Source organism: Pseudomonas sp. CCOS 191, assembly GCF_001007005.1.
GTDB lineage: Bacteria > Pseudomonadota > Gammaproteobacteria > Pseudomonadales > Pseudomonadaceae > Aquipseudomonas > Aquipseudomonas soli.
The window spans coordinates 3,565,413-3,588,798 of sequence record NZ_LN847264.1; the positions used below are offsets into that span (position 1 = coordinate 3,565,413).

At 65.8% G+C, this 23,386-nt stretch carries 21 protein-coding genes; 12 read left to right on the forward strand and 9 right to left on the reverse strand.

Annotated elements, in window-relative coordinates:
- The first annotated feature begins 194 nt into the window (after positions 1 to 194).
- The gene (locus CCOS191_RS15720; RefSeq protein ID WP_046856019.1) at positions 195 to 1,568 is read left to right on the forward strand and encodes an MFS transporter; all 1,374 of its coding nucleotides are present in this window, start codon (positions 195 to 197) and stop codon (positions 1,566 to 1,568) included.
- Between the two features lie 89 nt (positions 1,569 to 1,657).
- Here CCOS191_RS15720 and CCOS191_RS15725 read toward each other — a convergent pair whose 3' ends face one another.
- A complete protein-coding gene (locus CCOS191_RS15725; protein ID WP_046856020.1) occupies positions 1,658 to 3,001 on the reverse strand; it encodes an OprD family porin in 1,344 nt (447 codons plus the stop codon).
- 278 nt (positions 3,002 to 3,279) lie between these two features.
- On the opposite strand from CCOS191_RS15725, the gene CCOS191_RS15730 reads away from it, so the two are divergent.
- A complete protein-coding gene (locus tag CCOS191_RS15730; RefSeq protein WP_046856021.1) occupies positions 3,280 to 3,603 on the forward strand; it encodes a DUF2790 domain-containing protein in 324 nt (107 codons plus the stop codon).
- 1 nt (position 3,604) lies between these two features.
- Here the strand turns inward: CCOS191_RS15730 and CCOS191_RS15735 are convergent, their stop codons facing one another.
- Positions 3,605 to 4,759 carry a GGDEF domain-containing protein gene (locus tag CCOS191_RS15735; protein WP_046856022.1) on the reverse strand — a complete coding sequence of 385 codons (1,155 nt, stop codon included), beginning with the start codon at positions 4,757 to 4,759 and terminating at the stop codon, positions 3,605 to 3,607.
- Positions 4,760 to 4,903: 144 nt separating this feature from the next.
- The gene (locus tag CCOS191_RS15740) at positions 4,904 to 5,788 is read right to left on the reverse strand and encodes a LysR substrate-binding domain-containing protein (RefSeq protein WP_038705881.1); all 885 of its coding nucleotides are present in this window, start codon (positions 5,786 to 5,788) and stop codon (positions 4,904 to 4,906) included.
- A 104-nt stretch (positions 5,789 to 5,892) separates the two neighbouring features.
- Between CCOS191_RS15740 and CCOS191_RS15745 the strand changes: the two genes are divergently transcribed.
- The 9 genes from CCOS191_RS15745 (at position 5,893) to CCOS191_RS15785 (ending at position 14,271) form a co-directional block, all read left to right on the forward strand.
- Positions 5,893 to 6,858, forward strand: coding sequence for a DMT family transporter (locus tag CCOS191_RS15745; protein WP_046856023.1), 966 nt, complete (start codon positions 5,893 to 5,895; stop codon positions 6,856 to 6,858).
- A 135-nt stretch (positions 6,859 to 6,993) separates the two neighbouring features.
- Positions 6,994 to 7,833 carry a glutathione-dependent disulfide-bond oxidoreductase gene (gene yghU, locus CCOS191_RS15750; RefSeq protein WP_023631972.1) on the forward strand — a complete coding sequence of 280 codons (840 nt, stop codon included), beginning with the start codon at positions 6,994 to 6,996 and terminating at the stop codon, positions 7,831 to 7,833.
- A 164-nt stretch (positions 7,834 to 7,997) separates the two neighbouring features.
- On the forward strand, positions 7,998 to 8,561 hold the full coding sequence (locus CCOS191_RS15755) for a hypothetical protein (RefSeq protein WP_046857821.1): 564 nt from the start codon (positions 7,998 to 8,000) through the stop codon (positions 8,559 to 8,561).
- 16 nt (positions 8,562 to 8,577) lie between these two features.
- Complete coding sequence (locus CCOS191_RS15760; RefSeq protein WP_046856024.1) at positions 8,578 to 9,162, forward strand: hypothetical protein; 585 nt, start codon at positions 8,578 to 8,580, stop codon at positions 9,160 to 9,162.
- 208 nt (positions 9,163 to 9,370) lie between these two features.
- Positions 9,371 to 11,074 (forward strand): amidase, encoded by a 1,704-nt coding sequence (locus CCOS191_RS15765; RefSeq protein ID WP_046857822.1) that lies wholly within the window; start codon positions 9,371 to 9,373, stop codon positions 11,072 to 11,074.
- A 138-nt stretch (positions 11,075 to 11,212) separates the two neighbouring features.
- Complete coding sequence (locus CCOS191_RS15770; RefSeq protein WP_046856025.1) at positions 11,213 to 11,908, forward strand: helix-turn-helix transcriptional regulator; 696 nt, start codon at positions 11,213 to 11,215, stop codon at positions 11,906 to 11,908.
- 15 nt (positions 11,909 to 11,923) lie between these two features.
- Positions 11,924 to 12,838 carry a pyridoxal-phosphate dependent enzyme gene (locus CCOS191_RS15775; RefSeq protein ID WP_046856026.1) on the forward strand — a complete coding sequence of 305 codons (915 nt, stop codon included), beginning with the start codon at positions 11,924 to 11,926 and terminating at the stop codon, positions 12,836 to 12,838.
- 100 nt (positions 12,839 to 12,938) lie between these two features.
- Positions 12,939 to 13,553: a TetR family transcriptional regulator C-terminal domain-containing protein gene (locus CCOS191_RS15780; protein ID WP_046856027.1), complete on the forward strand. Its 615-nt coding sequence runs from the start codon at positions 12,939 to 12,941 to the stop codon at positions 13,551 to 13,553.
- Between the two features lie 52 nt (positions 13,554 to 13,605).
- Positions 13,606 to 14,271, forward strand: a complete 666-nt coding sequence (locus CCOS191_RS15785) for a M24 family metallopeptidase (protein ID WP_046856028.1) — start codon at positions 13,606 to 13,608, stop codon at positions 14,269 to 14,271.
- A 7-nt stretch (positions 14,272 to 14,278) separates the two neighbouring features.
- Here CCOS191_RS15785 and CCOS191_RS15790 read toward each other — a convergent pair whose 3' ends face one another.
- The 5 genes from CCOS191_RS15790 to CCOS191_RS15810 all read right to left on the reverse strand — a co-directional run bounded on the left by CCOS191_RS15790 (position 14,279) and on the right by CCOS191_RS15810 (position 20,380).
- Positions 14,279 to 15,691, reverse strand: coding sequence for a DOPA decarboxylase (locus CCOS191_RS15790; RefSeq protein WP_046856029.1), 1,413 nt, complete (start codon positions 15,689 to 15,691; stop codon positions 14,279 to 14,281).
- Between the two features lie 79 nt (positions 15,692 to 15,770).
- Positions 15,771 to 16,715, reverse strand: a complete 945-nt coding sequence (locus CCOS191_RS15795; protein ID WP_046856030.1) for a LysR family transcriptional regulator — start codon at positions 16,713 to 16,715, stop codon at positions 15,771 to 15,773.
- A gap of 126 nt (positions 16,716 to 16,841) precedes the next feature.
- Entirely contained in the window at positions 16,842 to 17,552 is a 711-nt protein-coding gene (locus CCOS191_RS15800; RefSeq protein ID WP_046856031.1) for a YebC/PmpR family DNA-binding transcriptional regulator, read from the reverse strand.
- Positions 17,553 to 17,657: 105 nt separating this feature from the next.
- Entirely contained in the window at positions 17,658 to 19,049 is a 1,392-nt protein-coding gene (locus CCOS191_RS15805; protein WP_046856032.1) for an FAD-dependent oxidoreductase, read from the reverse strand.
- A 14-nt stretch (positions 19,050 to 19,063) separates the two neighbouring features.
- A complete protein-coding gene (locus CCOS191_RS15810; RefSeq protein ID WP_046856033.1) occupies positions 19,064 to 20,380 on the reverse strand; it encodes an MFS transporter in 1,317 nt (438 codons plus the stop codon).
- A gap of 246 nt (positions 20,381 to 20,626) precedes the next feature.
- Here CCOS191_RS15810 and CCOS191_RS15815 point away from each other — a divergent pair, with 246 nt between their 5' ends.
- Positions 20,627 to 21,496, forward strand: a complete 870-nt coding sequence (locus tag CCOS191_RS15815) for a LysR substrate-binding domain-containing protein (protein WP_046856034.1) — start codon at positions 20,627 to 20,629, stop codon at positions 21,494 to 21,496.
- A 521-nt stretch (positions 21,497 to 22,017) separates the two neighbouring features.
- Here the strand turns inward: CCOS191_RS15815 and CCOS191_RS27990 are convergent.
- Positions 22,018 to 22,422, reverse strand: a complete 405-nt coding sequence (locus tag CCOS191_RS27990) for a hypothetical protein (RefSeq protein ID WP_156177607.1) — start codon at positions 22,420 to 22,422, stop codon at positions 22,018 to 22,020.
- Positions 22,423 to 23,386: the final 964 nt, after the last annotated feature.

Here is a 23,386-nt window from a genome sequence, read left to right on the forward strand (position 1 = left end):
CGCCGGTCGTTCGGCGGAACCTGCGCTGCACTACCCAACGTCACCACATAATAAGTTCAAGAAAACGGGTACCGAACTATGCACACCTTGCTCGCCCTGCGATCCGCGCCGCCTCGTTCGTCTTCTCCACACAGCCCCTGCCCGCGCCTCAAGCGCTGACCAATCCGGCCCCTGACAAGAACAACGGAGACAACATGGCCCGCTCAAGCTCCCAAGCCAAGAAAGCCACCGCCAGCGGATGGATCGGCTCTGCCCTCGAGTACTACGACTTCTTCATCTACGCCCAGGCCGCGGCGCTGATCTTCCCGCAGATCTTCTTCCCGTCCGCCGACCCGAAGATGGCCATCATCGCCTCGCTGGCCACCTACGGCGTGGGTTACCTGGCGCGCCCGGTCGGCGCCTTCGTGCTTGGCCACTGGGGCGACACCCGCGGACGCAAGAACGTGCTGCTGCTGTGCATGTTCCTCATGGGCCTGTCGACCATGGCCGTGGGCCTGCTGCCGACCTACCACGATGTCGGCCTGCTGGCCCCGGCGCTGCTGGTGCTGCTGCGCCTGGTCCAGGGCTTCGCCGTGGCCGGCGAGATCTCCGGCGCCAGCTCGATGATCATGGAACACGCGCCGTTCGGCCGCCGTGGCTACTACGCCAGCTACACCCTGCAAGGGGTGCAGGCCGGCCAGGTGATGGCCGCCGCGGTGTTCCTGCCGCTGGCCTACTTCATGCCCAGCGAGGCCTTCAACGACTGGGGCTGGCGCATTCCGTTCCTGATGAGCGCGCTGGTGCTGGTGGCTGGCTTCATCATCCGCAAGGAGGTCCACGAGACCCCGGCCTTCGTCCAGGAAGAGCAACAGGACAAGGTGGCCAAGTCGCCGATCAGCGAGGCCTTCCGCCACAGCTGGAAGCACATGGTGCTGGTGATGTTCATGGCGCTGATGAACGTGATCCCGGTGGTCGCCACCATCTTCGGCGCCGCCTACGCGGTGCAGCCGGCCTACGGTATCGGCTTCGACAAGAGCGTGTACCTGTGGATCCCGGTGGTGGGCAACATCGTCGCGGTGCTGGTGATCCCCTTCGTCGGCAACCTCAGCGACAGGATCGGCCGGCGCCCGACCATGATCGCTGGCTGCCTGGGCTCGGGCCTGCTGGCGTTCGTCTACCTGTATGCGATCAGCATCCAGAACGTGCCGCTGGCCTTCGCCGCCTCGATCGTCATGTGGGGCATGGTCTACCAGGGCTACAACGCGGTGTTCCCGAGCTTCTATCCGGAGCTGTTCCACACCCGCTACCGGGTCTCGGCCATGGCCATCGCGCAGAACCTCGGCACCATGATCACCGCCATGCTGCCGGCGTTGTTCGCCGCGGTCGCGCCGCCGGGTTCGGACAATATCCCGCTGGTGGTCGGCGGGCTGGCGTTCCTCATCACCTGCGTGTGCGCGCTGGCCGCCTACCTGGCACCGGAAACCCACCGGCTGGCAATGGAAGACCTGGGCAACCCGCAGGCACAACCCATGGCGCGGGAAGCCTATGAAGCGAGCCGCAAGGGCAGCCTGAAAGCGTTCGGCCACTGACCATCAACAGCCGTTCCTAACATGGTGTTAGGTTTCCCGTACGGGCCTCATCGCCGGGGGCCGCAACACGTCCGTCGAACAGGTGCCGATCAGAGAATCGACAACGGGTACTCGACGATCACCCGCACCTCGTCCAGGTCCGACTCGAAGGCCGTCGCCCGGGTGGTGGCCTGGCGCACGCGCAGTGCCAGGTCCTTGGCCGCGCCAGTCTGCACCACGTACTTGACCTCGATGTCGCGCTCCCAGCGCTTCTGCTCGGTGAGCGGGTCGCCGTTGCCGTCGCGGCGCATGTAGTAGGCGTTGGCATGGCTGTAGTCGGCATCGCTGCCGCGGCCATAGCGGGTCATGAACGACAGCCCCGGTACACCGTAGGCGGCCATGTTCAGGTCATAGCGCAGCATCCATGAGCGCTCTTTCGGCGAGTTGAAGTCGCTGTACTGGATGGAGTTGTCGAGGAAGATCGAATCGGACTGGCGCAGGTAGTCGAAGTCGTCGTCGCCGTTGTTGCGCTGGTGGGTCAGCGCCAGGGTATGGGCGCCGTAGCGCACGCCGAGCTTGGCGCTCCAGATGTCGTTGTCGAACTGGCCCAGGCGCTGCCGCCCTTCCTCCCTGGCGTTGTAGAAATTGAACCCGCCGATCAGCGCCAGCTCGTCGGACAGCGGCCAGGTCACGCTGGTGCCGGCGTAGTACTGGTTCCACACATCCTTCAAGCGACTGCCGAACAGGCTGACGCTGACGTTTTCGTTGATCGCGTAGTCGCCACCGCCGTAGGCGATCCACGGTGAATCCACCGGACCGCCGTAGAACGTCACGAAGTTGTCGCGCAAGTCGCTGGACACCGGCTGGCTCATGGCGTGCAGGCGCCCGCCCTGCAGCGTCAGGCCTTGCACACTGGTGTTCTCCAGCGTCACGCCGCGAAAGCTTTCCGGCAACAGCCGCGAGTCGCCGGCCGCCACCACCGGGTTGACCGGGAACACATCGCCCACCCGCAGCACGGTGTCGAACAGGCGCACCTTGGCCGCGCCGCCGAGCTTGCTGTATTCGTCGCGGGCCTGGCCATCGCGGTCCACCGGCAGCACGTCGAACGAGCTGCGCCCACCGTTGCGCCCGCCACCGGTGTCGAGCTTGAGCCCGAGCATGGCGAAGGCGTCCACCCCGACGCCCACCGTGCCTTGGGTGAAACCGGACTCGAAGCGGGTGATCACGGCATGGGCCCAGGCCTCGGAGTAGCCATTGCCGCTGTCCTTGCCGCTGTTGTAGGTGGGGGCCGGGCCATCGCGATGGTCGCGATTGAAATAGTAATTGCGGTTGAGCACGCTCAGGCGGCTGCCTTCGATGAACCCTTCCTTCTGCTCTTCTGCGGCCCAGGCCGCCGGGCCGAAGCCGGCCAGCGCCACCAGGGCGGCCAGGGAAAGTGTCGGATTGCTCTTCATCCACTGCTCCTTCGATTGCGGCTGTTCTTGTTGTCAGGCCCTGGCGCTGGAGCATCCCTGGTCTGGCCAGATGCGCACGCACCCAGCCCCATTGGCCGAGCCTGATGCTCGCCGCTGGCGGATAACGGGAAGGTGATGGGGGCATTACAATCGTGTCATGCGCAACCGGGGGACCTGCGTACACGCCCAGCTTTCATATCTGTAACCCGGCCGTCATGCCCCTGTTGGCCGGGCATCGCTAGCGTGGTCTGCGAAACGAACCTTTCGGAGGCACGACCATGCTACGACCGACCCTGACCGCCGCCCTGCTGGCGCTTTCCCTCTCGACCCAGGCCAGCGGCTTTTCCAGGCTGGACAGCGAACAGCTGCTGGCGGACCACCAGCAGGCCGTGGCGGCCTATGCGGCCAAACGGGCGAAGCCCATGCCGGAGATCGTCGACTACCGCTACGGCATGAAGCTCGACGTTGCCCGCCTCGTGCGCCAATCGGGCGACCCGCGCACCTGCGAGGTGGTGCCGCGGCTGATGACCTTCGAAGACAGCCAGGGCACCTTGCGCACCGTGCGCTACGCGGTGCAGTCGCAGTGCATCAACAACAAGTAGTTCAGCCGCGCAGCCCGTCCACCAGTTGCAGGCTGTTGCGCCCGCTGCGCTTGGAGGCGTACAGCAGCACGTCGCCTTGCTCGATCAACGCCGCCAGGCTGGCCGGTGGGCGGTCGAACAGGTTGGCGCCAATGCTCAGGGTCACCGCCTCGGGGGTGCGGAACGACTGTTCGGCGGTGGCCTGGAACTGCTGGCGCAAGGCTTCGGCCAGGCGCTGGATGGCGTCGCGCGAAGCCCCGGTCAGGAGGATGACGAACTCGTCGCCACCCAGCCGTGCGGCGATCGCCCGCTCCGGCAGCATGGCCCGGATCATCTCGCTCAAGGCCACCAGCAGACGGTCGCCAGCGGCATGCCCATGCAGGTCGTTGACCAGCTTGAAGTGGTCGATGTCGATCAGCAGCAAGGCCCCGGGGTTTGCCGGGGAAACCTCGTTGAACAGGCTCGCCGCGCGCATTTCCAGGGCGCGGCGGTTGTACAGCGCGGTCAGCGGATCGCGCGCGGCCAGGCGCTCGATGCGCTCCTCGCGGCGGTAGCGCACGGTGCCGGTCATCGACAGGGCGATCAGCATGATCGCCATGGCCCCCTCCACCAGCGACACCTGGATGATCTGCCCGCGAAACGCGGTCAGGTCGATCAGCGTTCCCGGCAGCAGCGCCGGCAGCGTCTTGGCCAGGTAGAACAACCCGTGCAACAGCAGGATGCAGCGCAACTGCACCGCGCCGACGCTGAACGACTTGCCGTGCGGGCGCAGCAACGCGCTGGCGTACAGGGTGAACGCGGCGACCAGCAGCGAGTTGGCCACCAGGAAGGTCTTCGACCAGGTGGGCCACTGCGGCAGCAGCAACAGGCTCAGCCAGGCCAGCGGGGCCAGGTAGCAGAGCCGTGACAGACGGGTTTCGGTAAAGCGTGACACCCCCAGCAGGAACAGCCAATGGGCGGCCACCAGCATGCCGTTGGCGAACCAGATGCCGATGAACAGATAACCGCTGCCACGCAGCAAGGCCAGCGAGGAACCGACGCTGATGGTGGCGAAGCTGGCGCTCCAGCACAGCAGCGAGGACTCGCGCACGCTGCGCCACTCCACGGCCAGATAAAGCGCGGCGGCCGCGGCCAGGGCGATGGTGAGGGTCAGCATGGTGGAAGCGTCGAACGCCATGGGTGGAAGTGGCCTGTATCTGGGTTACCGTTCAGAACGGTGATTGTATGCGTTCAAGGGCCAATGCACAGGCATAAATGATATCCAAATGATGGCATTCGGACGGATAACCCATTCATCCGCCTACCAGACGACAGTCACCCGTCATTGCCCGGAGAGGAAGCTCACCAACTGTCGCCCATGCGAGCTGAGCGCTTCCCAACTGCGGAAGCAGATACGCAACTCCAGGGTCGCCCAACGCTCCTCCAGCGCCACCCGGCGCACCGCCAGTTCCTGTTCGGCGCGCACGGCCGCCGTTTCCGGCAGCATGGCGATACCCGCGTGCTGGGCCACCAGCTGGGCGATGGCTTCGAAGCTGGGCGCGCGTACCCGCACCTTCAGCGGCATGGCCAGGTTCATCGCCAGCTCCTCGACGAAGCGCTGCATGGCGCGCTCGGCGGGCAGGCAGACGAAGGGAAAGCCCAGCGCGTCCGCCAGGCGCAGCTGGCCGCGCCCGGCCAACGGGTGATCGAGCGGCACCAGCAGCACCAGGCGCTCGGTGCGAAACGGCAGCGATACCACGCCCTCGTTGACCAGGTTGCCGTCGTACACGCCGATCTCGCACTCCCCGGCCAGCACCACCCGCAGCACATCGATGCTCTTGTGCTCGACCAGTTGCAGGTCGACCTCCGGGTAGTCGGCCAGGAACGGCCCGAGCACGGCCGGCAACAGGGTGCTGTTGGTCACGGTGGACGCCGCCAGGTGCAGGGTGATGCGCCGCTGGCCGGCGAGTTCGCGCAGCGTGTCCTGCAGTTTCTGCGCCTCGCCCAGCACGCCCCGCGCCGACTCCAGCACCAGGCGCCCAGCCGGGGTCAGCTGCATGCCGTCGGCCTTGCGCAGGAACAGGGTCAACCCGCTGCGCGCCTCGAACAGGCGCAGGCGGGTGCTGGCGGCCGATACCGCCACCGGGAAGGTGGCCGCCGCCTTGCTCAGGCTACCGGTGGCGGCAATGGCGGCGAGCAGCCGCAGGTCGGCCAGGTCGAAGTGCATCAAGGCTTCTCCAAATCAGAACGCCATGTTCGAGAAAAAGCGATTCTAGCGCGGTTGCGTTCTGCGCAGAATAAACCGCACTTCTTCTGTGCCACGGACCCGCCATGACCCGCCTGCCCGCCCCGCTCCAGCGCGCCCTTGCCAACGGCAGCCTGTACGCCGTACTCGCCGCCCTGGGCTTCAGTTTCAAGGCCATCTTCGTCAAGCTCGCCTATGCCGCAGGCCCGGTGGACGCCATCAGCCTGCTGGCACTGCGCATGGCCCTGTCGCTGCCGTTGTTCGCCTGGCTGGTGTGGGCCAGCCGTGGCCAGGGCGGTGCGCCGCTGAGCGCCGGCGACGGCCTGCGCGTGGCCTTGCTCGGCCTGTTCGGCTACTACCTGGCCAGCCTGTTCGACTTCTACGGCCTGCAATACATCAGTGCCGGGCTCGAGCGGCTGATCCTGTTCACCTACCCGACCCTGGTGCTGGTGATCCAGGCCATCGTCCAGCGCGAACGCCCGACCCTGCGCACCCTGGCGGCCATGGGCTTGTGCTACCTCGGGCTGGGCATCGCCTTCGTCCACGACATCGGCGCCGCGGGCGGCGGCAATGCGGTACTGGTCGGCTCGCTGTGGGTGTTCGCCAGCGCGGTCACCTATGCCCTGTACTACTCGGGCACCGGCATGATGCTCAAGCGCATGAATTCGATGCGCCTGGCCGGATTGTGCGGCACCGCCTCCTCGCTGATGGTGCTGGCCCACTACCTGCTGGTGGCCGATGTCGCGCCGCTGCTGCAGCTGCCCGGCACGGTGTGGCTCAACGCGGCATTGATGGCGCTGTTCTCCACGGTGCTGCCGATCTACTGGGTGGCGCTGGCGATCCAGCGCCTCGGGCCCACGCACACGGCGGCGGTGGGCAACCTGGGGCCGGTGCTGACGATGCTGGCCTCATGGCTGATCCTCAGCGAGGCGATCAGCGTGTACCAGGTAGCCGGGTTGGTCCTGGTGCTGTTCGGGGTATCGCGGCTGAAACCGGCAAAAAAGCCAGAGGCGCCAAGCGCACCGACCCCGGCCTCGGCGCGGTCGCTGTAACGACAGCGGTGCGCCTGCAAGGCGCCATGCATCCGCTGCGGGCACGCATTGCATTTGCCCTGCACGGCGAACCCATGGCATAGAGAGGCTGTCCACGTCCTTACCCGGCCACATCGCGCCCTCCAGGAGATTCCCATGAGCAAGCCCCCTTATGTTCCGCCCAAGGTCTGGACCTTCGAGGCTCCTTCCGGCGGCCAGTTCGCCAGCATCAACCGCCCGGTGGCCGGCCCCACCCACGACAAGCCGTTGCCCACCGGCAAGCATCCGCTGCAACTCTACTCGCTGGCCACGCCCAATGGGGTCAAGGTCACCATCCTCCTCGAGGAACTGCTGGCCCTCGGTCACGGCGGCGCCGAGTACGACGCGTGGCTGATCCGTATCGGTGAAGGCGACCAGTTCGGCAGCGGCTTCGTGCAGGTCAACCCCAACTCGAAGATCCCCGCCCTGCTCGACCGCAGCGTCGAACCGCCGGTACGGGTGTTCGAGTCCGGCGCGATCCTGCTGTACCTGGCGGAAAAATTCGGCGCCTTCCTGCCCCAGGACCTGGCCGCGCGCACCGAGACCCTCAACTGGCTGTTCTGGCAGATGGGCTCTGCACCTTACCTGGGCGGTGGTTTCGGCCACTTCTATGTCTATGCGCCGGAAAAGTTCGAATACGCGATCAACCGTTTCACCATGGAAGCCAAGCGCCAGCTCGACGTGCTCGACCGGCGCCTGGGCGAAAGCGCCTACCTGGGCGGCGATACGTACAGCATCGCCGACATCGCCGTATGGCCCTGGTATGGCCAGCTGGTGCGCGGCAACCTGTACGGCGCGGCCGAGTTCCTGGCGGTACACGAGTACGCCAATGTGCAGCGCTGGGCAGAGGCCATCGCCCAGCGCCCGGCGGTACAGCGCGGCACCCGGGTCAACCGCACCTGGGGCGAGGAAGCCAGCCAGGTGGCGGAGCGCCACGCAGCCAGCGACCTGGCCTGAAGGTTCCGATTCGAGCGGCCGAGCATGGCCGGCACAAATAGTGGCATTTTGCACTAAAGCTGCCGGCCCCTTGGCCGTAAACCTTGATCAGGTTCAACTCCGATCAAGGATGACATCACTTGAAGAAACTGTTCCAGGCCAGCGCCGTCGTTGCCTTGCTGACGATGAGCGGCTGCGTCTCCTACAACGTCATCGGCCCGGTGGGCACGCCGCCCCACGCCTCTGCCGTCGCCAGCCCACGCAGCGCCCAGGTCGCCGATGTGCAGGTCAACGCCCCCGGCATTGACAACGCCACCGGCCAGGCCATCAGCCGCGCCCTGACTCCGCAGCTCAGCCAGTACGTGCAGCAAGCCGGCTACTTCAAGGCCGTCACCGAATACCCCACGCGCCTGGACGAACAGGACGTGATGCTCAAGTTCGACATGACTTCGCTCAAGGGCCATCGCGCCCCGCACCCGGCGTACTTCCCCGGCGCCCTGCTGACCCTGACGTTCTGGATCTGGTTCAACGGCCCGATCTACGTCGACAGCTTCGACGTGGCCGGCAACCTGGTGATCGTCGACCGCGACGGCGTCGAATTGGCCAGGGCCAAGGAACAACTGCGTTTCGAACACAACGTCGGCCTCTACGGCGGCGAGTACTGGGCGCCTTCGATGGGCGGCAAGCAACTGACCAAGCTGGTCGGCGAGCTGCTCGACGACGCCACCGTGAAACTGGCAAAACGCTGATAACAGGAACACTTCGATGAACATCTGCAAACACGCCCTGCTGCTCGGCGCCCTGCTGCTCGGCGGCTGCGTCTCCTATTCCACCGGCGACCTGGCACCGGTCGGCACCTGGCCGCCGGCGGCGAGCACCGCCGCGGCCAAGCCCAATGCCTACCTGCGCAGCACCGCGCTGTACCAGGTCAATGACGGCGCGGCCGTGGCCGCCGCCGGCGCCCACGCCGACATGTGGGAGAAGACCATCAGCGAGACCTACCAGCAATCCGGCCGCTTCACCCAGGTCAGCACGCAGAAGGGCGAAGCGGACCTGTACGCCGAATCGACCCTGACCAACCACGAGGAGTTCGTAACCGCGTCGGCGTTCATCACCGGCTTCACCCTGTTCCTCATCCCCTCCACCGCCAAGAACACCTTCACCCTGCAGACCGTGTTCAAGGACAAGGACGGCAAGGAGCTTGGTCGCGTCAGCAAGAGCGAGTCGATCCGTACCTGGATGCAACTGGTGCTGATCGTCGGCCTGCCATTCCAGGCCGACACCCGCGACGTGGTGCGCGAACTGGCCCGCAGCACCCTGGACGAGGCGGTACAGCGCAAGCTGCTCTGATCGTCACCACCGTTCGAATCGGCGGGCTTGGCCCGCGATCGGCGCCAACCGGTCGCGGGCCAAGCCCGCTGCCGTTTCAGCCCCGCCATCCGGCGCTCAGCGTGCCGCGCTGCAACGAACCATTTCCCCGCTGCATGCCTGCGCCCACCAAGACCTTCTTGCTACACTCGCCGCCATGATTTTCCACCTGCACAACTGTGGTGACAGCATGATCGAGGTAACCGAGGTTTCCATTGCCGAGCTGCGCGACGCGCTCGAGTCCGGCCGCACGACGGCCGTCGAGCTGGTCAAGGCGTACCTGGCCCGCATCGACGCCTACGACGGCGCCGACACCGCCACGCGGCTCAATGCCGTGGTGGTGCGCAACCCCGAGGCCCTGAAAGAGGCCGAAGCCTCCGATGCCCGCCGTGCCCGTGGCGAAACCCTCGGCCCGCTGGATGGCATCCCCTACACCGCCAAGGACAGCTACCTGGTCAAGGGCCTGACCGCCGCCTCCGGCAGCCCGGCGTTCAAGGACCTGGTCGCCCAGCGCGACGCCTTCACCGTCGAGCGCCTGCGCGCCGGCGGCGCGATCTGCCTGGGCAAGACCAACATGCCGCCGATGGCCAATGGCGGCATGCAGCGTGGCGTGTATGGCCGCGCCGAAAGCCCGTACAACGCCGCCTACCTCACCGCCCCCTTCGCCTCCGGCTCCTCCAACGGTGCCGGCACCGCCACCGCTGCCAGCTTCAGCGCCTTCGGCCTGGCCGAGGAAACCTGGTCCAGTGGCCGCGGCCCGGCCTCGAACAACGGCCTGTGCGCCTACACCCCGTCGCGCGGGGTGATCTCGGTGCGCGGCAACTGGCCGCTGACGCCGACCATGGACGTGGTCGTGCCTTATGCGCGGACCATGGCCGACCTGCTGGAGATCCTCGACGTGGTGGTGGCCGACGACGCCGACAAACGCGGCGACCTGTGGCGCCTGCAACCCTGGGTGCCGATCCCGGCCGCCTCGAGCGTGCGCCCCGCCTCGTACCTGGACCTGGCCGTAAGTGCCGAGTCGCTCAAGGGCAAGCGCTTCGCCGTGCCACGCATGTACATCAATGCCGACGCCGACGCCGGTACTGCGCAGAAGCCCGGCATCGGCGGCCCGACCGGCCAGCGCATCAATACCCGCGCCAGCGTGATCGAACTGTGGCAGCAAGCCCGCCAGGCCCTGGAAGCGGCCGGTGCCGAAGTGGTCGAGACCGACTTCCCGCTGGTCTCCAACTGCGAGGGCGACCGCCCCGGCGCGCCGACCGTGTTCACCCGCGGCATCGTCAGCAAGGAGTTCCTCCACGACGAACTGTGGGAACTGTCCGGCTGGGCCTTCGACGACTTCCTGCGCGCCAACGACGATCCCAAGCTCAACCGCCTGGCCGATGTCGATGGCCCGCAGATCTTCCCCCACGACCCCGGCACCCTGCCCAACCGTGAAGACGACCTCGCCGCCGGCATGGACGAGTACGTCAACATGGCCAAGCGCGGCCTGAAGACCTGGGACCAGATCGCCACCGTGCCCGACGGCCTGCGCGGCCTGGAAGCCACCCGCAAGCTCGACCTGGAAGACTGGATGGACGCCCAGGGCCTGGACGCGGTGCTGTTCCCCACCGTGGCCGATGTCGGCCCGGCGGACGCCGATGTGAACCCCGAATCGGCGGACATCGCCTGGAGCAACGGCATCTGGGTGGCCAACGGCAACCTGGCGATCCGTCACCTGGGGGTGCCGACCGTGACCGTGCCGATGGGCGTGATGGCCGACATCGGCATGCCAGTGGGCCTGACCTTCGCGGGCAAGGCGTACAGCGACAACAATCTGTTGAAATTCGCCGCCGCCTTCGAGTCTACCGGCTCGCGCCGCATCGTCCCGCCGCGTACGCCGAAACTGGGCTGACGCACCTGATCGCGGGGCCCTTCCGCTCCTGCCCTGGGTAGGAACGGGAGGGCCCCGCGATTGCTTTTGAGCGTTGACACATCGCCAAATTCAACTTTTTGTGTAATATTCAACACAATATTGAATCTGGTGCCGACCATGCTCACCCTCGCCCACGAACGCCAGCTCACCCTGAACGTGCTCAAGACCGCCCTGCAGGCGCTGGGCAGCGTCGTCCCGCGCAATGTGGAAATCCTTCTGCACGACCTTGAACACCCGGAACGCTCGGTGGTGGCGATCGTCAATGGCGAGCTCTCTGGCCGCCAGGTCGGCAGCCCGATACTTGCTGCTCCCGAACAGGACCAAGGGTTCAAGGCGCTGATGCAGGCCGCCGCCGACCAGCAGGGCTGCGACCCTGTGGTGCTGCCCGACTACCCCACGACCCTCAAGGGGCGCAGCCTGCGCAGCGCCACGGCGATCTTCCGTGACAGCACCGGCCAGCCCTTCGCCAGCCTGTGCGTGAACACCGACGTCACCGGCCTGGACGCCGCCATGGCGTTCCTGCGGCACTTGCAGCCGCTGGGCGCCGCGCCAGCCACGGTACCCGGAGACGAACCCGCCGACATGACTGCATTGATGGCCGGGATCATCCAGGACGCACTGCAGCGCAGCGGCCAGGGGCGGATGACCAAGCAGGCCAAGGTCGAGGCCGTGCGCGTGATGCAGGAGCGCGGCCTGTTCATCGTCAAGGGCGGCGTCGAGAAAGCCGCCGAGGCCCTCGGCGTGACCCGCTACACCGTCTACAACTACCTGGAGCAGCTGCGCGGCGAACCCGCCGCGGCTGCCCGCGACTGAGCCACGGAGCCCACCATGCCCTTGCATATCCCAACCCCGCTGATCGAATCCCGTCCGCTGTCGCTGAGCGCCGGCCGCCCGGTGTGGCTCAAGCTCGAAGCCCTGCAACCCTGTGGCTCGTTCAAGCTGCGCGGCGTCGGCCACGCTTGCGCGACGCACCATGCTCGCGGCGCCCGTCACTTCGTCTCCTCGTCCGGCGGCAATGCCGGGCTGGCGGTGGCCTACGCCGGCCGCAAGCTCGGTGTGCCGGTGACCGTGGTGGTACCCGAGACCACCACCGAACGGGCCAAGGAACTGCTGCGCCTGGAAGACGCCAGCGTGGTGGTGCACGGCAGCTCCTGGCAAGAAGCCAACGAACACGCGCAGACCCTGCTGGGGGCCGGCGACGCCTTCATCCACCCGTTCGACGACCCACTGCTGTGGACCGGCCACGCCAGCATGATCGATGAAGTGGCCCAGGCCGGCTGCAAGCCGGATGCCGTGGTGCTGTCGGTCGGCGGCGGCGGGCTGCTGCGCGGCGTGGTCGAAGGCTTGCAGCGCAATGGCTGGCAGGACGTGCCGGTACTGGCAGTGGAAACCGCAGGCGCTGCGTCACTGCACGCGGCCATGGCTGCCGGGCACACCGTGGAACTGCCTGGGATCACCTCGGTAGCCACTTCACTGGGGGCCAAGCGGGTGGCCGAACAGGCGCTGGCCTGCACCCGCCAGCACCCGGTGGTCAGCCACCTGGTGAGTGATCGCGAGGCGCTCGACGCCTGCGAACGCCTGCTGCGCGATCACCGCCTGCTGGTGGAGCCGGCCTGCGGCGCGGCGCTGGCCTTGCTCGAACACCCCGAGGCAGTGGCGGCCTTCGGCAATGTCCTGGTGATCGTCTGCGGTGGCGCCACCGCAACGCTGGAGCAGATCCGCGCCTGGCGCGACGCCTGCTGACCCGACACAGGCTCGCTTGAACACCAGCCTGGGCAGCTGTCGGCGAACACGCTAGCGCTATATACTTTTGAACATATCGATTCAGAAGTACGTGTTTGCCATGCCCAGTATTCGTGATCGCAACCTGCAACTGATCCTCGCCGCCGCCAGCGAGGAATTCGCCCACCATGGTTTCGCCGCCGCCCGGGTCGACGCTATCGCCGCCCGCGCCGGGCTGCCCAGGGCCAACGTGTTCTATTACTTTCGCAACAAGCGCCTGCTCTACACCGCAGTGCTCGACCTGGTGATGGAACCCTTGCTGCGCGCCTCGCGCAGCCTGGTGCCGGAGGCTCACCCCGAACAGGCCCTGCCCCGCTACTTCAAGGCCAAGGCCGAGGTGGCGCGCCAACACCCCGGCGCGGTGCGGGTCTGGCTCAAGGAAATGCTGCATGGCGCCCGGCAACTACCCGGTGAACGCGCCGAGCTGCTGCGCAGCAGTGCCAGGCAGACCCTGGCCTGCCTGGCGCAGTGGATGGAGCGCGGGCTGATCGTGCGCACCACGCCCGAGCACCTGTTGCTGTACCTGTGGTCTACGTCCCTGGCGACCTTCCGCTTCGGCATGGCCCCCGGCAGCTCAGGGCAGATCAAGCCATCCCGCGCCTCGACTCAGGCCCAGGCCGAGCTACTCTTGCGCGGCCTGCGTCCGGAGCCCTGCGCACTGGGCAGGAGCGCATGACCGATATATAACTAAAAATACAACGACTGACCTATCGACAAGGAGCACCGTCATGACCCCGGTCAACGCCGCCAAGGAAGCCGTAGGCGCCCCCTACCAGCTGGAACTGATGAAGCATGCCCAGCACATGACCTGGGAGGCCGTCGAGCGGATCGCCCAAGGCATCCATCCTGGCATGCGTGAATCACAGGCCCGGGAGCTGGGCCAACAGGTGCTGGTCGAGCTGGGCATGCAGCGCATCTGGCACCCCACCCACATTCGCTTCGGCAGCAATACGCTGAAAACCTTCAAGCAGCGCTCCGACGGCGATCCGATGCTGGGCGACAACGACATCTTCTTCATCGACATGGGCGTGGTCTGGCAAGGCCATGAAGGCGATGCCGGCACCACTTTCGTCAGCGGGAACGACCCGCAGATGGCCGCCTGCGCAGCGGCGGCCCGCACCCTGTTCGATGAGGTGCAGGCCCAGTGGCGCGGCCAGGGGGTCAGCGGCGTCGAGCTCTATCACTTCGCCGCCGAGCGGGCACGGCAACTGGGCTGGAAGCTGAACATGGACATCAAGGGGCACCGCGTCAGCGACTTCCCCCACGCCATCTATCGTGCGGGTGACCTGGGTGATTTCGAAGGCGCCCCCGGCGCCGGGCTGTGGATCCTCGAGATCCAGATCGCTCATCCCGAGCTCCCCTACGGCGCCTTCCACGAGGACCTGCTGGCCTGAACGAAGCTTACTCCGCCACCACCGCCTGCAACCGCGCCCACAGCCGCTCGACATGCTCGCGCTCGGTGGGCAGCGCCCCCACCGAGACCCGCACCATCCAGCGCCCGTCCAGGGTCGCCGGGGTCACGTAGGCATCACCCGAGGCGTTGAGGCGCTCGGCCCAGGCGCGGGTGTGGGCATCCAGCGCCTCGCCGTCCAGCCCGTCCGGGCGATGGCGGATGCACAAGGTCTGCAACTGCACCGGCGCCAATACCTCCCACGTGGAAGCCGCCTCCACCTGCGCGGCCAGCCACTGCGCGTTTTCCAGGTCGCGGCGCAGGCGTTGCTGCAGGGCCTCGACACCTTCGCTGCGCAGCATGAACCACAGTTTCAAGGCGCGGAACCGGCGCCCCAGGGGGATGCCCCAGTCGCGCAGGTTCTTTACCTCGCCATCGACCGCCGACTGCAGGTAGCTGGGGTTGGTGCTCATCACCCGGATCAGATGCTGCGGGTCGCGCACATAGTAGATCGAGCAGTCGAAGGCCACGCCCAGCCACTTGTGGGCATTGACCACCACCGAGTCGGCCAGCTCGATGCCGTCCCACATCCAGCGACATTCCGGGAGGATCATCGCCGAACCGGCCATGGCCGAGTCCACGTGCAGCCACAGCTGGTTGGCCTGGGCGATCTCGCCGATCGGGCGCAACGGGTCCAGCGCGGTGGTGGTGGTGGTGCCGGTGGTGGCGACCACGGCGCAGGGCTGGTTGCCGGCGGCGAGGTCCTGGGCGATGGCTTCGCGCAGCGCCTCCGGGCGCATGGCGTAGTGTGCGTCGGTGGGGATCAGGCGAATGTTTTCACGGCCGAATCCGGCCAGCAGCGCGGCCTTGTCCACCGAACTGTGGGCATGGGCGCTGACGTAGACCACCAGGGGCTTGCCCTGGGCCTGCAGGCCGCCGCGCACCTGGGCATGGTCGGTGGCACGCTCGCGGGCGCAGATCAGCGCCACCAGGGTGCTGGTCGAGGCGGTGTCCTGGATCACCCCGCTCCATTGCCCGCTCAGGCCGAGCAGCTGGCGCAGCCAATCGAGGGTGGTTTCCTCCAGTTCGCTGAGGGCCGGGCTGGACTGCCACGACAGGCCGAGCACGCCCAGGCCCGTGCTGAGGAAGTCGCCGAGCACTGATGACAGGGTGCCGTTGGAGGGGAAGTAACCGTAGAAGTCCGGGTGCTGCCAGTGGGACAGGCCGGGCATCACCAGCTTGTCGACGTCGGCGAGGATGGCCTCGAACGGCTCGCCTTGCTGGGGCGCGCCTTGGGGCAGCGCGGCCTTGAGGTAGCCGGGCTCGACCTGGGCCATGACCGGGCGTTCGCCGACGGTCTGGCGGTAATCGGCGATCAGGTCGATCAGTTGGTGGCCGTATTGGCGGAATTGTTCGGGGGTCATGAGTGGTCTCCTGGCTGCACAATGCCTCGCAGTCTAGGCCTCCATCACCCGCCGAATAACCCCGCTTCACGCATAGCTGCTATGGCAAAGGCGCATGCCCACCCTGTACGCCGAACTGCGACTGGCGCCACACCTCGAACACCCGGTTGCGCAACCAGCGATGTTCGGCCGACGCCTGCAGACGCTGATGCCATACCACCCAGTAACGCTGGGTATGCTCGACAAAGCCCATCGGCCGCCAGCTCAGCCCATGCAACCGCGCCAGTTGCCGGGCGATATGCTCGGGCACCGTGGCCAGCGCCTGGCCGTTGCCGACCACCTGGACCATCGCGCTGAAGAACGGCACCTCCAGGCTGACGCGCCGTTGCAGCCCCTGGGCACGCAGATGGCGGTCGATGAAGCTGTCCTTGTCGCCGCCACCGGACACCCGCACATGCTTGAAGGCCAGGTAGTCGTCCTGGCTCAGTTCAGCGCGGGCGCTCAGCGGATGGTCATGGCGCATCAGGCACACCGCCCGGTCCTCACCCAGCAGCCGGCCGTGCAGGTTGGGTGGCGACTCGTCGAACAGCGTGGTGGCCAGGTCGATCTCGCCGCTGGCGAGCAAGGCGTACTGCCCGGCCTGCCAGGTGCGGTACTCCAGCGACACCCCCGGCGCCTCCTTCTCCAATGCTTTCACCAGCTGCGGCAGCATATGTTCGGCCACGTAGTCCGAGGCCGCCAGGCAGAAGCGCCGCTCGCAGCGTGCCGGGTCGAACGCTGCGGGCTGGCGCAGGGCGTTGAGCTCGTCCAGTACCTGGCGCAATGGCTCGACCAGCGTTTCGGCGTGTTCGCTGAGCACATAGCCACGCCCCTGGCGCACCAGCAGCGGGTCGTCGAAGGCCTCGCGCAGGCTGGCCAGCTGGCGGCTCAGCGCCGATTGGCTGCAGCCCAGGCGCTCGGCGGCATGGCTGAGGTTCTTCAGCTGCAGGAGGCAGTCGAGGGTGCGCAGGTGGGCGAGGCTGAGGGAGGCGAAGGTGGGGTTCATGCAAGCTCCCCTTGGGTGAGTCTAAAGGCCTCATCGCCGGCAAGCCGGCTCCCACAGGCATCTGCGCAACCCTGTGGGAGCCGGCTTGCCGGCGATTGGGCCGCAGAGCGGCCCCTGAAGCACCAATCAGTCAGTCAGACCGACATAGACGTTCTGCACGTCTTCGTTCTCGTCGATAGCCTCGAGGAAGGCCTCGACTTCGGCCAGGGCTTCGGCGCTCAGGCTGGCAGCACTCACCGGGTTCTTCGGGGTATAGCCGATCTTCGCCGAAGTCACGGTGAAACCATGCTCCGGCAGGGCTTTCTGCACGGCATCGAGGTCGGTGGTGTCGGTGATGAACAGGGTCGAACCCTCTTCCTCGCCGTCCTCGAAGTCCTGGGCACCGGCTTCGATGGCTGCCATCTCCGGGTCGGCGTCGCCTTCCGGGGTCGCCTCGATCAGGCCGACGTGGTTGAAGTCCCAGGCCACCGAACCGCTGGCACCCAGCTGGCCCTTGCGGAACAGCACGCGGACCTGCGCCACGGTGCGGTTGACGTTGTCGGTCAGGCACTCGACGATCAGCGGCACCTGGTGCGGGGCGAAGCCTTCGTAGCTGACCGCATGGTATTGCACGGCCTCGCCGTCCAGGCCGGCGCCTTTCTTGATCGCGCGCTCCAGGGTCTCACGGGTCATCGAGGCTTTCTTGGCCTGGACGATGGCCAGGCGCAGGCGCGGGTTCATGTCCGGGTCGGCGCCGGACTTGGCGGCGATCTGGATCTCCTTGGCCAGCTTGCCCATGATCTTGCCCTTGGCGTTGGCCGCCGTTTCTCTATGCTTGGCTTTCCACTGTGCGCCCATATCGACTCTCTTTGTTTCAGCGGCCGGTTCAGGAAGCGACCGGCCAAAAAGTGGGGAGAGTTTATACGCCCTGCGCACCGGGTTCGACAAGAAATCGCATCAGCTTCAGCCCTTGTCGGCCTTCCCCGCCGCCGCCGCGAACTTCGCCAGGCGCACATCCAGCCCGCGCGGACGCACGCCGCGGTCTTCGGCGCGCTCCTTGCGGCGAATGGCGTTGCGCACCATCAGCGACCCCAGGTAGCGCACCGGCTCCGGCGGGAAACGCCCCAGCGGACCCTTGACCAGCGGCGAGCGGGTCCAGGCGTTGTCCAGCCCCAAGGCCAGCGACGAGAGGATCTGCCCGCCCATGTGACACGGCCCCACCCCGCTGCCCGAATAGCCGAAGCCATAGAACACGTTGCCCTGCCCATCGAGCCGGCCAAAGAACGGCAGACCGGTCACCGAGCGGTCCGACGGCCCGTTCCAGCTCGCCGCCAGCGGCACCTCGGCCAGCGCCGGGAAAAAATCGGCCAGGCTGTCACGCAGCAACGGCTGGTACGGCGACGGCTGGTCGAACACCGGCAGCATGCGCCCGCCGTAGGCGAAGGTATTGCCGCCCTTGCCGAGCATCAGCCGGCCATCCGAGGTGTTGTGGTAGTAGTGCACGAAGATCCGCGAATCGAGCACGCTGACACCGCTGTCCAGGCCTATCTGGCGCAGCAGTTCGGGGCATGGCTCGGTGATCACCATGTCGCTGGAGACGATCGCCACGCTGCGCTCGAACTGCGGGAAGGCCCGCGCCATCCAGGCATTGAGGCCGAGGACCACGCGGTCGGCGCGGATGGTGCCGGTAGCGGTGCGCACCTGCGCCGGCGCTCCATGTTCCAGGCCGGTCATCGCCGTGCCCTCGTGGATGCGCACGCCACGCTGCAAGGCCACCCGGCGCAAGCCGCGCACCAGCCGCCCCGGCTGCACCGTGGCCGCGGCCGGCGAGTACCAGCCCTCCAGGTGCCGCTGGGAACCGGCCAGGCGCTGCACCTGCTCCAGCGCCAAGCGCTGGAACGAGTTGATGCCGTGGCGCTCCAGCGCGGCGATCACCGCATCGGTGCCGCCGAGCTGGGCCTGGTTGGTGGCGGTGTAGAGCGTGCCGTCCATGCGGAAGTCGCAGCGGATGCCATTGGCCGCGCAGAACTCGCCGATGGAGCCGATACTGCGTTCGGACTCGCCCACCAGGCGCACCGCCTCGGCCACCCCGAACAACCGTTCGAGGGTGAAGTACTTGGCCGACCAGGACAGCGCGCAACCTCCGTTACGTCCGCTGGCCCCGGCGCCGCAGATGTCGGCCTCGATCAGCAGCACCTCCAGCTGCGGCGCCTGTTCCTTGATCATCAAGGCAGTCCACAAGCCGGTGTAGCCACCGCCGACGATGCACACGTCGCAGCGCGCATCGCCGGCGAGCGGCGGGCACAGGGCCTCGTCTTCCTGGTCCAGGGCCTGTTGCAGCCAGAAGGGTCTCATCTGCTCGCTTTCCTCTAGGTACGCAGTGGCTTGATCGCCATGCCGGTATTGGGGGCCACGTCGGTGGCCTGGGGTGCCGTTGCCGGACGGCTGTTCCAGTGCGGCAGCAGCACCAGGGCGGAGAACAGCGCGGTGCCGGCGAAGACGATGAATACCGTGACGCTGTCGAAGTAGCCCGGCAGCAAGCCGCCAAGCACCGCGCCCACCGAGCCGCAGCCGTTGACGAAACCGGCCGCGGTGGCGCCGGCCTTGGCCGTGCCGAAGTCAATGGCCGCGGCGCCGCTGATCATCGAGTCCGGGCCATACAGGGTCAGGCCCATGACGAACAGCAGGGCTACCACCAGCACCACGCTGCCGCTGTGCATCGCCGCCATGAAGCCGGCCAGGGTCAGGGTCAGCAGCACCAGGCTGATCACGCAGGCCGGCATGCGCCGGGCGCCGAACAGCTTGTCCGAAGCCAGGCCGATGAGGATCGGGCCAAGCAGCCCGGCCAGCTCGAAGGCCGTGGGGATGATCGCCGCGCCGACCTTGCCCACCGAGGGCATCTGCTCGAAGACGATCACCGGCCCCCACAGCAAGATCGCGTAGCGCGCCGGCTTGAGCATGAAGTAGGCCAGGCCCAGGGTCAGCACCGTGCGGTTGCGCAGGATCTCGCGCAGCGGTGCCCAGACGCTGCACAGGTTCGCCCCTGGGGCCATGCTCTGTGGTTCGGGCTCCACCGCCGGCAGGCCGACGTCCTCGGGTTTGTTGCGCTGGAAGATGAAGAACAGCACCGCCACCGCGGCCACCACCGCGGCACTGGAGAAGAACGCCGCGTGCCAGGTGCCGACCAGGGTGTAGGCCCACCAGCCGGCGAACGGCGAGGCCACCAGGCCGCCGAAGGCGTAGCACGAGCTCCAAAGCCCGAGCACCCGTCCGCGCTGGGACGCCGGGAAGAAACTGCCGATGTTCTTGCACAGCCCGGCCCAGCCGGTGGATTGCGCCAGCCCCTGGACCAGCATGCAGGTGGCGAAGATCGGGAAGGTCGCGTAACTGCCCATCACCACCGCCGCCGCCGCCGAGATCAGCAGCCCACCAAGCACCACCACGCGCGGCCCGAAGCGGTCGGCGAGCATGCCCCAGGTGAATTGGCCCACGGCATAGGCGGCCAGGTAGATGGCGTCGAGGTTGGCCATGGCGGCCTTGTCGAGCATGAACGAGGGGTCTTCGCCGATGCCGAGCTTGGCCACCGAGAAGGCTTTGCGGGTGAAGTAGAAGGCGGCGTAGGCCAGCCAGGTGATCGCGAAAATCTGCACGCGCCAGCGCTTGATGGCGCCCAGGGATTGGTTCATTTGACTCTGACCTCTTGTTTGAGTGTGCCGGCAGAATGTGAAGAAACGCCTGTCTTGTTGTTGTGTTGCGCACTGCGTGACGGAGGGACGTCACCTGGTCAGATGGCGGTGGTGCCGCCATGGCCGACATGCCGCTGCTCGTGGCAGAGGCGTCGGGTTGAAACACATGGAAACAGCTGCTGACTGATAAATAAAATCGATTTATCGTATTTCACACATAAGCCCAGCTTTTAAGTGGAGTGTTCGATGTCGGTCTCCCATGCTCAACTCAAGGCCTTCCATGCGGTTGCCGAACAGGGCAGCTTCACCCGTGCGGCGCAGAAGCTGTTCCTCACCCAGCCGGCGGTGTCCGACCAGGTGCGCAAGCTTGAGGAGCGCTTTGGCGTGCTGCTTTTTCACCGCAACAAGCGCTCGGTGCAGTTGACCGACTTGGGCGAGCGCCTGCTGGGCGTCACCCAGCGTCTGTTCGCCTGCGAGGCCGAGGCCCTGGAGCTATTGCAGGACTCACGCGCCCTGCACACCGGCAGCCTGACCCTGGCGGTGGACGCGCCGGTGCATGTGCTGCCGCAGATTGCCCGGTTCTGCCAGCGCTATCCGGGGATCCAGGTGAAGATCGAGACCGGCAACACCGATGAGTCGCTGGCGCGGCTGTTCAGCTACCAGGCCGACCTGGCCCTGCTCGGGCGCGATGTCGATGATGAGCGGCTGTTCTGCGTGCCGATGCGGCGTGACCCGATGGTGGCGTTCGTCTCGCACCAGCATCCTTGGGCCAGCCGGGGGCAGATCAGCCTGGCGGACCTGGACGATACGCCGCTGGTGCTGCGCGAGCCGGGGTCGGTGACGCGGCAGACGCTGGAGGAGGAGATGCAGCGGGCGGGGTTGCGGATTCGGTCGGCGATCCAGGTCGAAGGGCGGGAGGCGGCGCGGGAGGCTGTGGTGGTGGGGATTGGCGTGGGGGTGGTGTCCGCGGCTGAATTCGGGGCCGATGCTCGGGTTTGTGCTTTGCCGATTGTGGATTGTCAGCGGCATTTGACGGAGACGTTGGTGTGTTTGCAGGAACAGCGGATGCGGCGGGTGGTGGCTACGTTTTTGGAGATGGTTTTGGAGGGGGATTAGGTTCTTTGGTTATTGTTTTGGTTTTTGTATGCACATTCGTAGGTGATGTCGACTTTTAGTCACCTTTCCGCCCTTACGGCGGCCTACTTTGGTCTTAACTCGCCGTCCGCGGCCAAAGTAGGCAAAACCGTTCGGCTCCGTTCATCCGGCCCCTGCGCTTCGCTCCGGGGTCCCCTCGCTCCGGGCTTGCTCCGGGAGGACGCGCCGACGGGCCATCCATGGCCTGATCGGCGCTTGACGGGCATCCATGCCCGTCACCTCCCTGCGCAAGCCCTGCGCTCGGCCTCCTGAAGTCGCAATTTGTGTCGCCTGAACTATCGCGTGCTTAGAAGCAAAAGCAGGAGCAGGAGCAGGAGCAGGAGCAGGAGCAGGAGCAGGAGCAGGAGCAGGAGCAGGAGCAGGAGCAGGAGCAGGAGCAGGAGCAGGAGCAGGAAAACAGTTTTGGATTGGGAGTTGGAAAGCCTGCACAGAAAACGCCAAATCAGTACTCGCCGTCCCCCAACCCAGCGTATTGCCGCACCCTACTCGAAGCGCAGCAGCAAACTCCCTGTCAAGTGATAATCAATATTTTCGAACCTGAAATCGAATTCAAAGTGCATACTGGCTTGGATACCGGGTTCCCATATCAGATTTTTGATGACTGATTTATTATTCAAGTAAATACTATCATCAACCAATCCACCAACACTCCGGACCTCCAGTTGATTGCCTACGACAGCCACGAATATCAAAACCCCCATTTGACGACCATCATCTAACTGTTCGAACGCTGCTAGTGCCTGTGGCTGATTGGGCGATCCAGTGTAGAAAAAATTGTTTGCCTTGAATTTCCTTACGTCGCGCAACGGAGGGGAGTAATCTCCGTAACTTTCACCGCCAGCTTTCAGCGGCGTTTCATCTCCAAGCGACACAGTTAAACCTTTCATAAAATCACCTTTCGATAGTTTGTAATCAACTTAACCAGAACGCATTAAAACTAACGACCTCCCGACCTGTGTATCTCTGCTCACATGACTCAAAGCATTCCTTACCCACTGCCCCTGCCTGACACACATTCGGTCACCACACGGAAAATTCGAAGTTCCCTAGATCCAGGCGAACCTCTAAATTTCACACTACCCCTTCTCTAATTTTCTGGGTACTGGCAAAAATGTCAGGTCCAACGGCACCCGATTCACCTGTACACACTTTTGAACTCGCCCTCGCGTTCGCGTTAGGCTCTGTCTGAAAAAACCGTCGCATACACCGCATGACACAAGCCAGCGAGACCATCGCGGCATAATTTTTTGCAAGACGCGATGTCGATGATCAGCGGCTGTTCTGCGTGTCGATGCGGCGTGACCCGATGGTGGCGTTTGTCTCGCACCAGCATCCTAGAAGCAAGATCAAGAGCATGATCAAGAGCATGATCAAGAGCAGATCAAGAGCAGATGTTTTGGTTTATTAGTGGATGAAGTTGTTCTTCATTACGCCATCGCGGGTCAAGCCCGCTCCCACGCTGAATGACACAGTTAAACTATCGTGGGAGCGGGCTTGCCGCGAGATGGTGATCTAGAGTTCCCACGATGGTAACTAGCGACTAGCTGCGTTAGTGCAGGCGCCGCCCGTAACTTCGCGACTTCAGGAGGCCGAACGCAGGACTTGCGGAGGGAGGTGACGGGCATGGATGCCCGTCAAGCGCTGCGCCCCAGGATGGGGCGTTCAGCGCGGTCCTCCCGGGAGCAAGGCCGTAGTGAGGGGACCCGGAGCGAAGCGGAGGGCCGGATGAATGGAGCGAGGATTTTTTGGTTCCTTTTTGATCCTTCAAAAAGGGACCCGCCGTAAGGGCGGAAAGGTGAATAAGCGTCGACATCGCAAATGAATGCGCATACAACTATCAAAACAATAAAC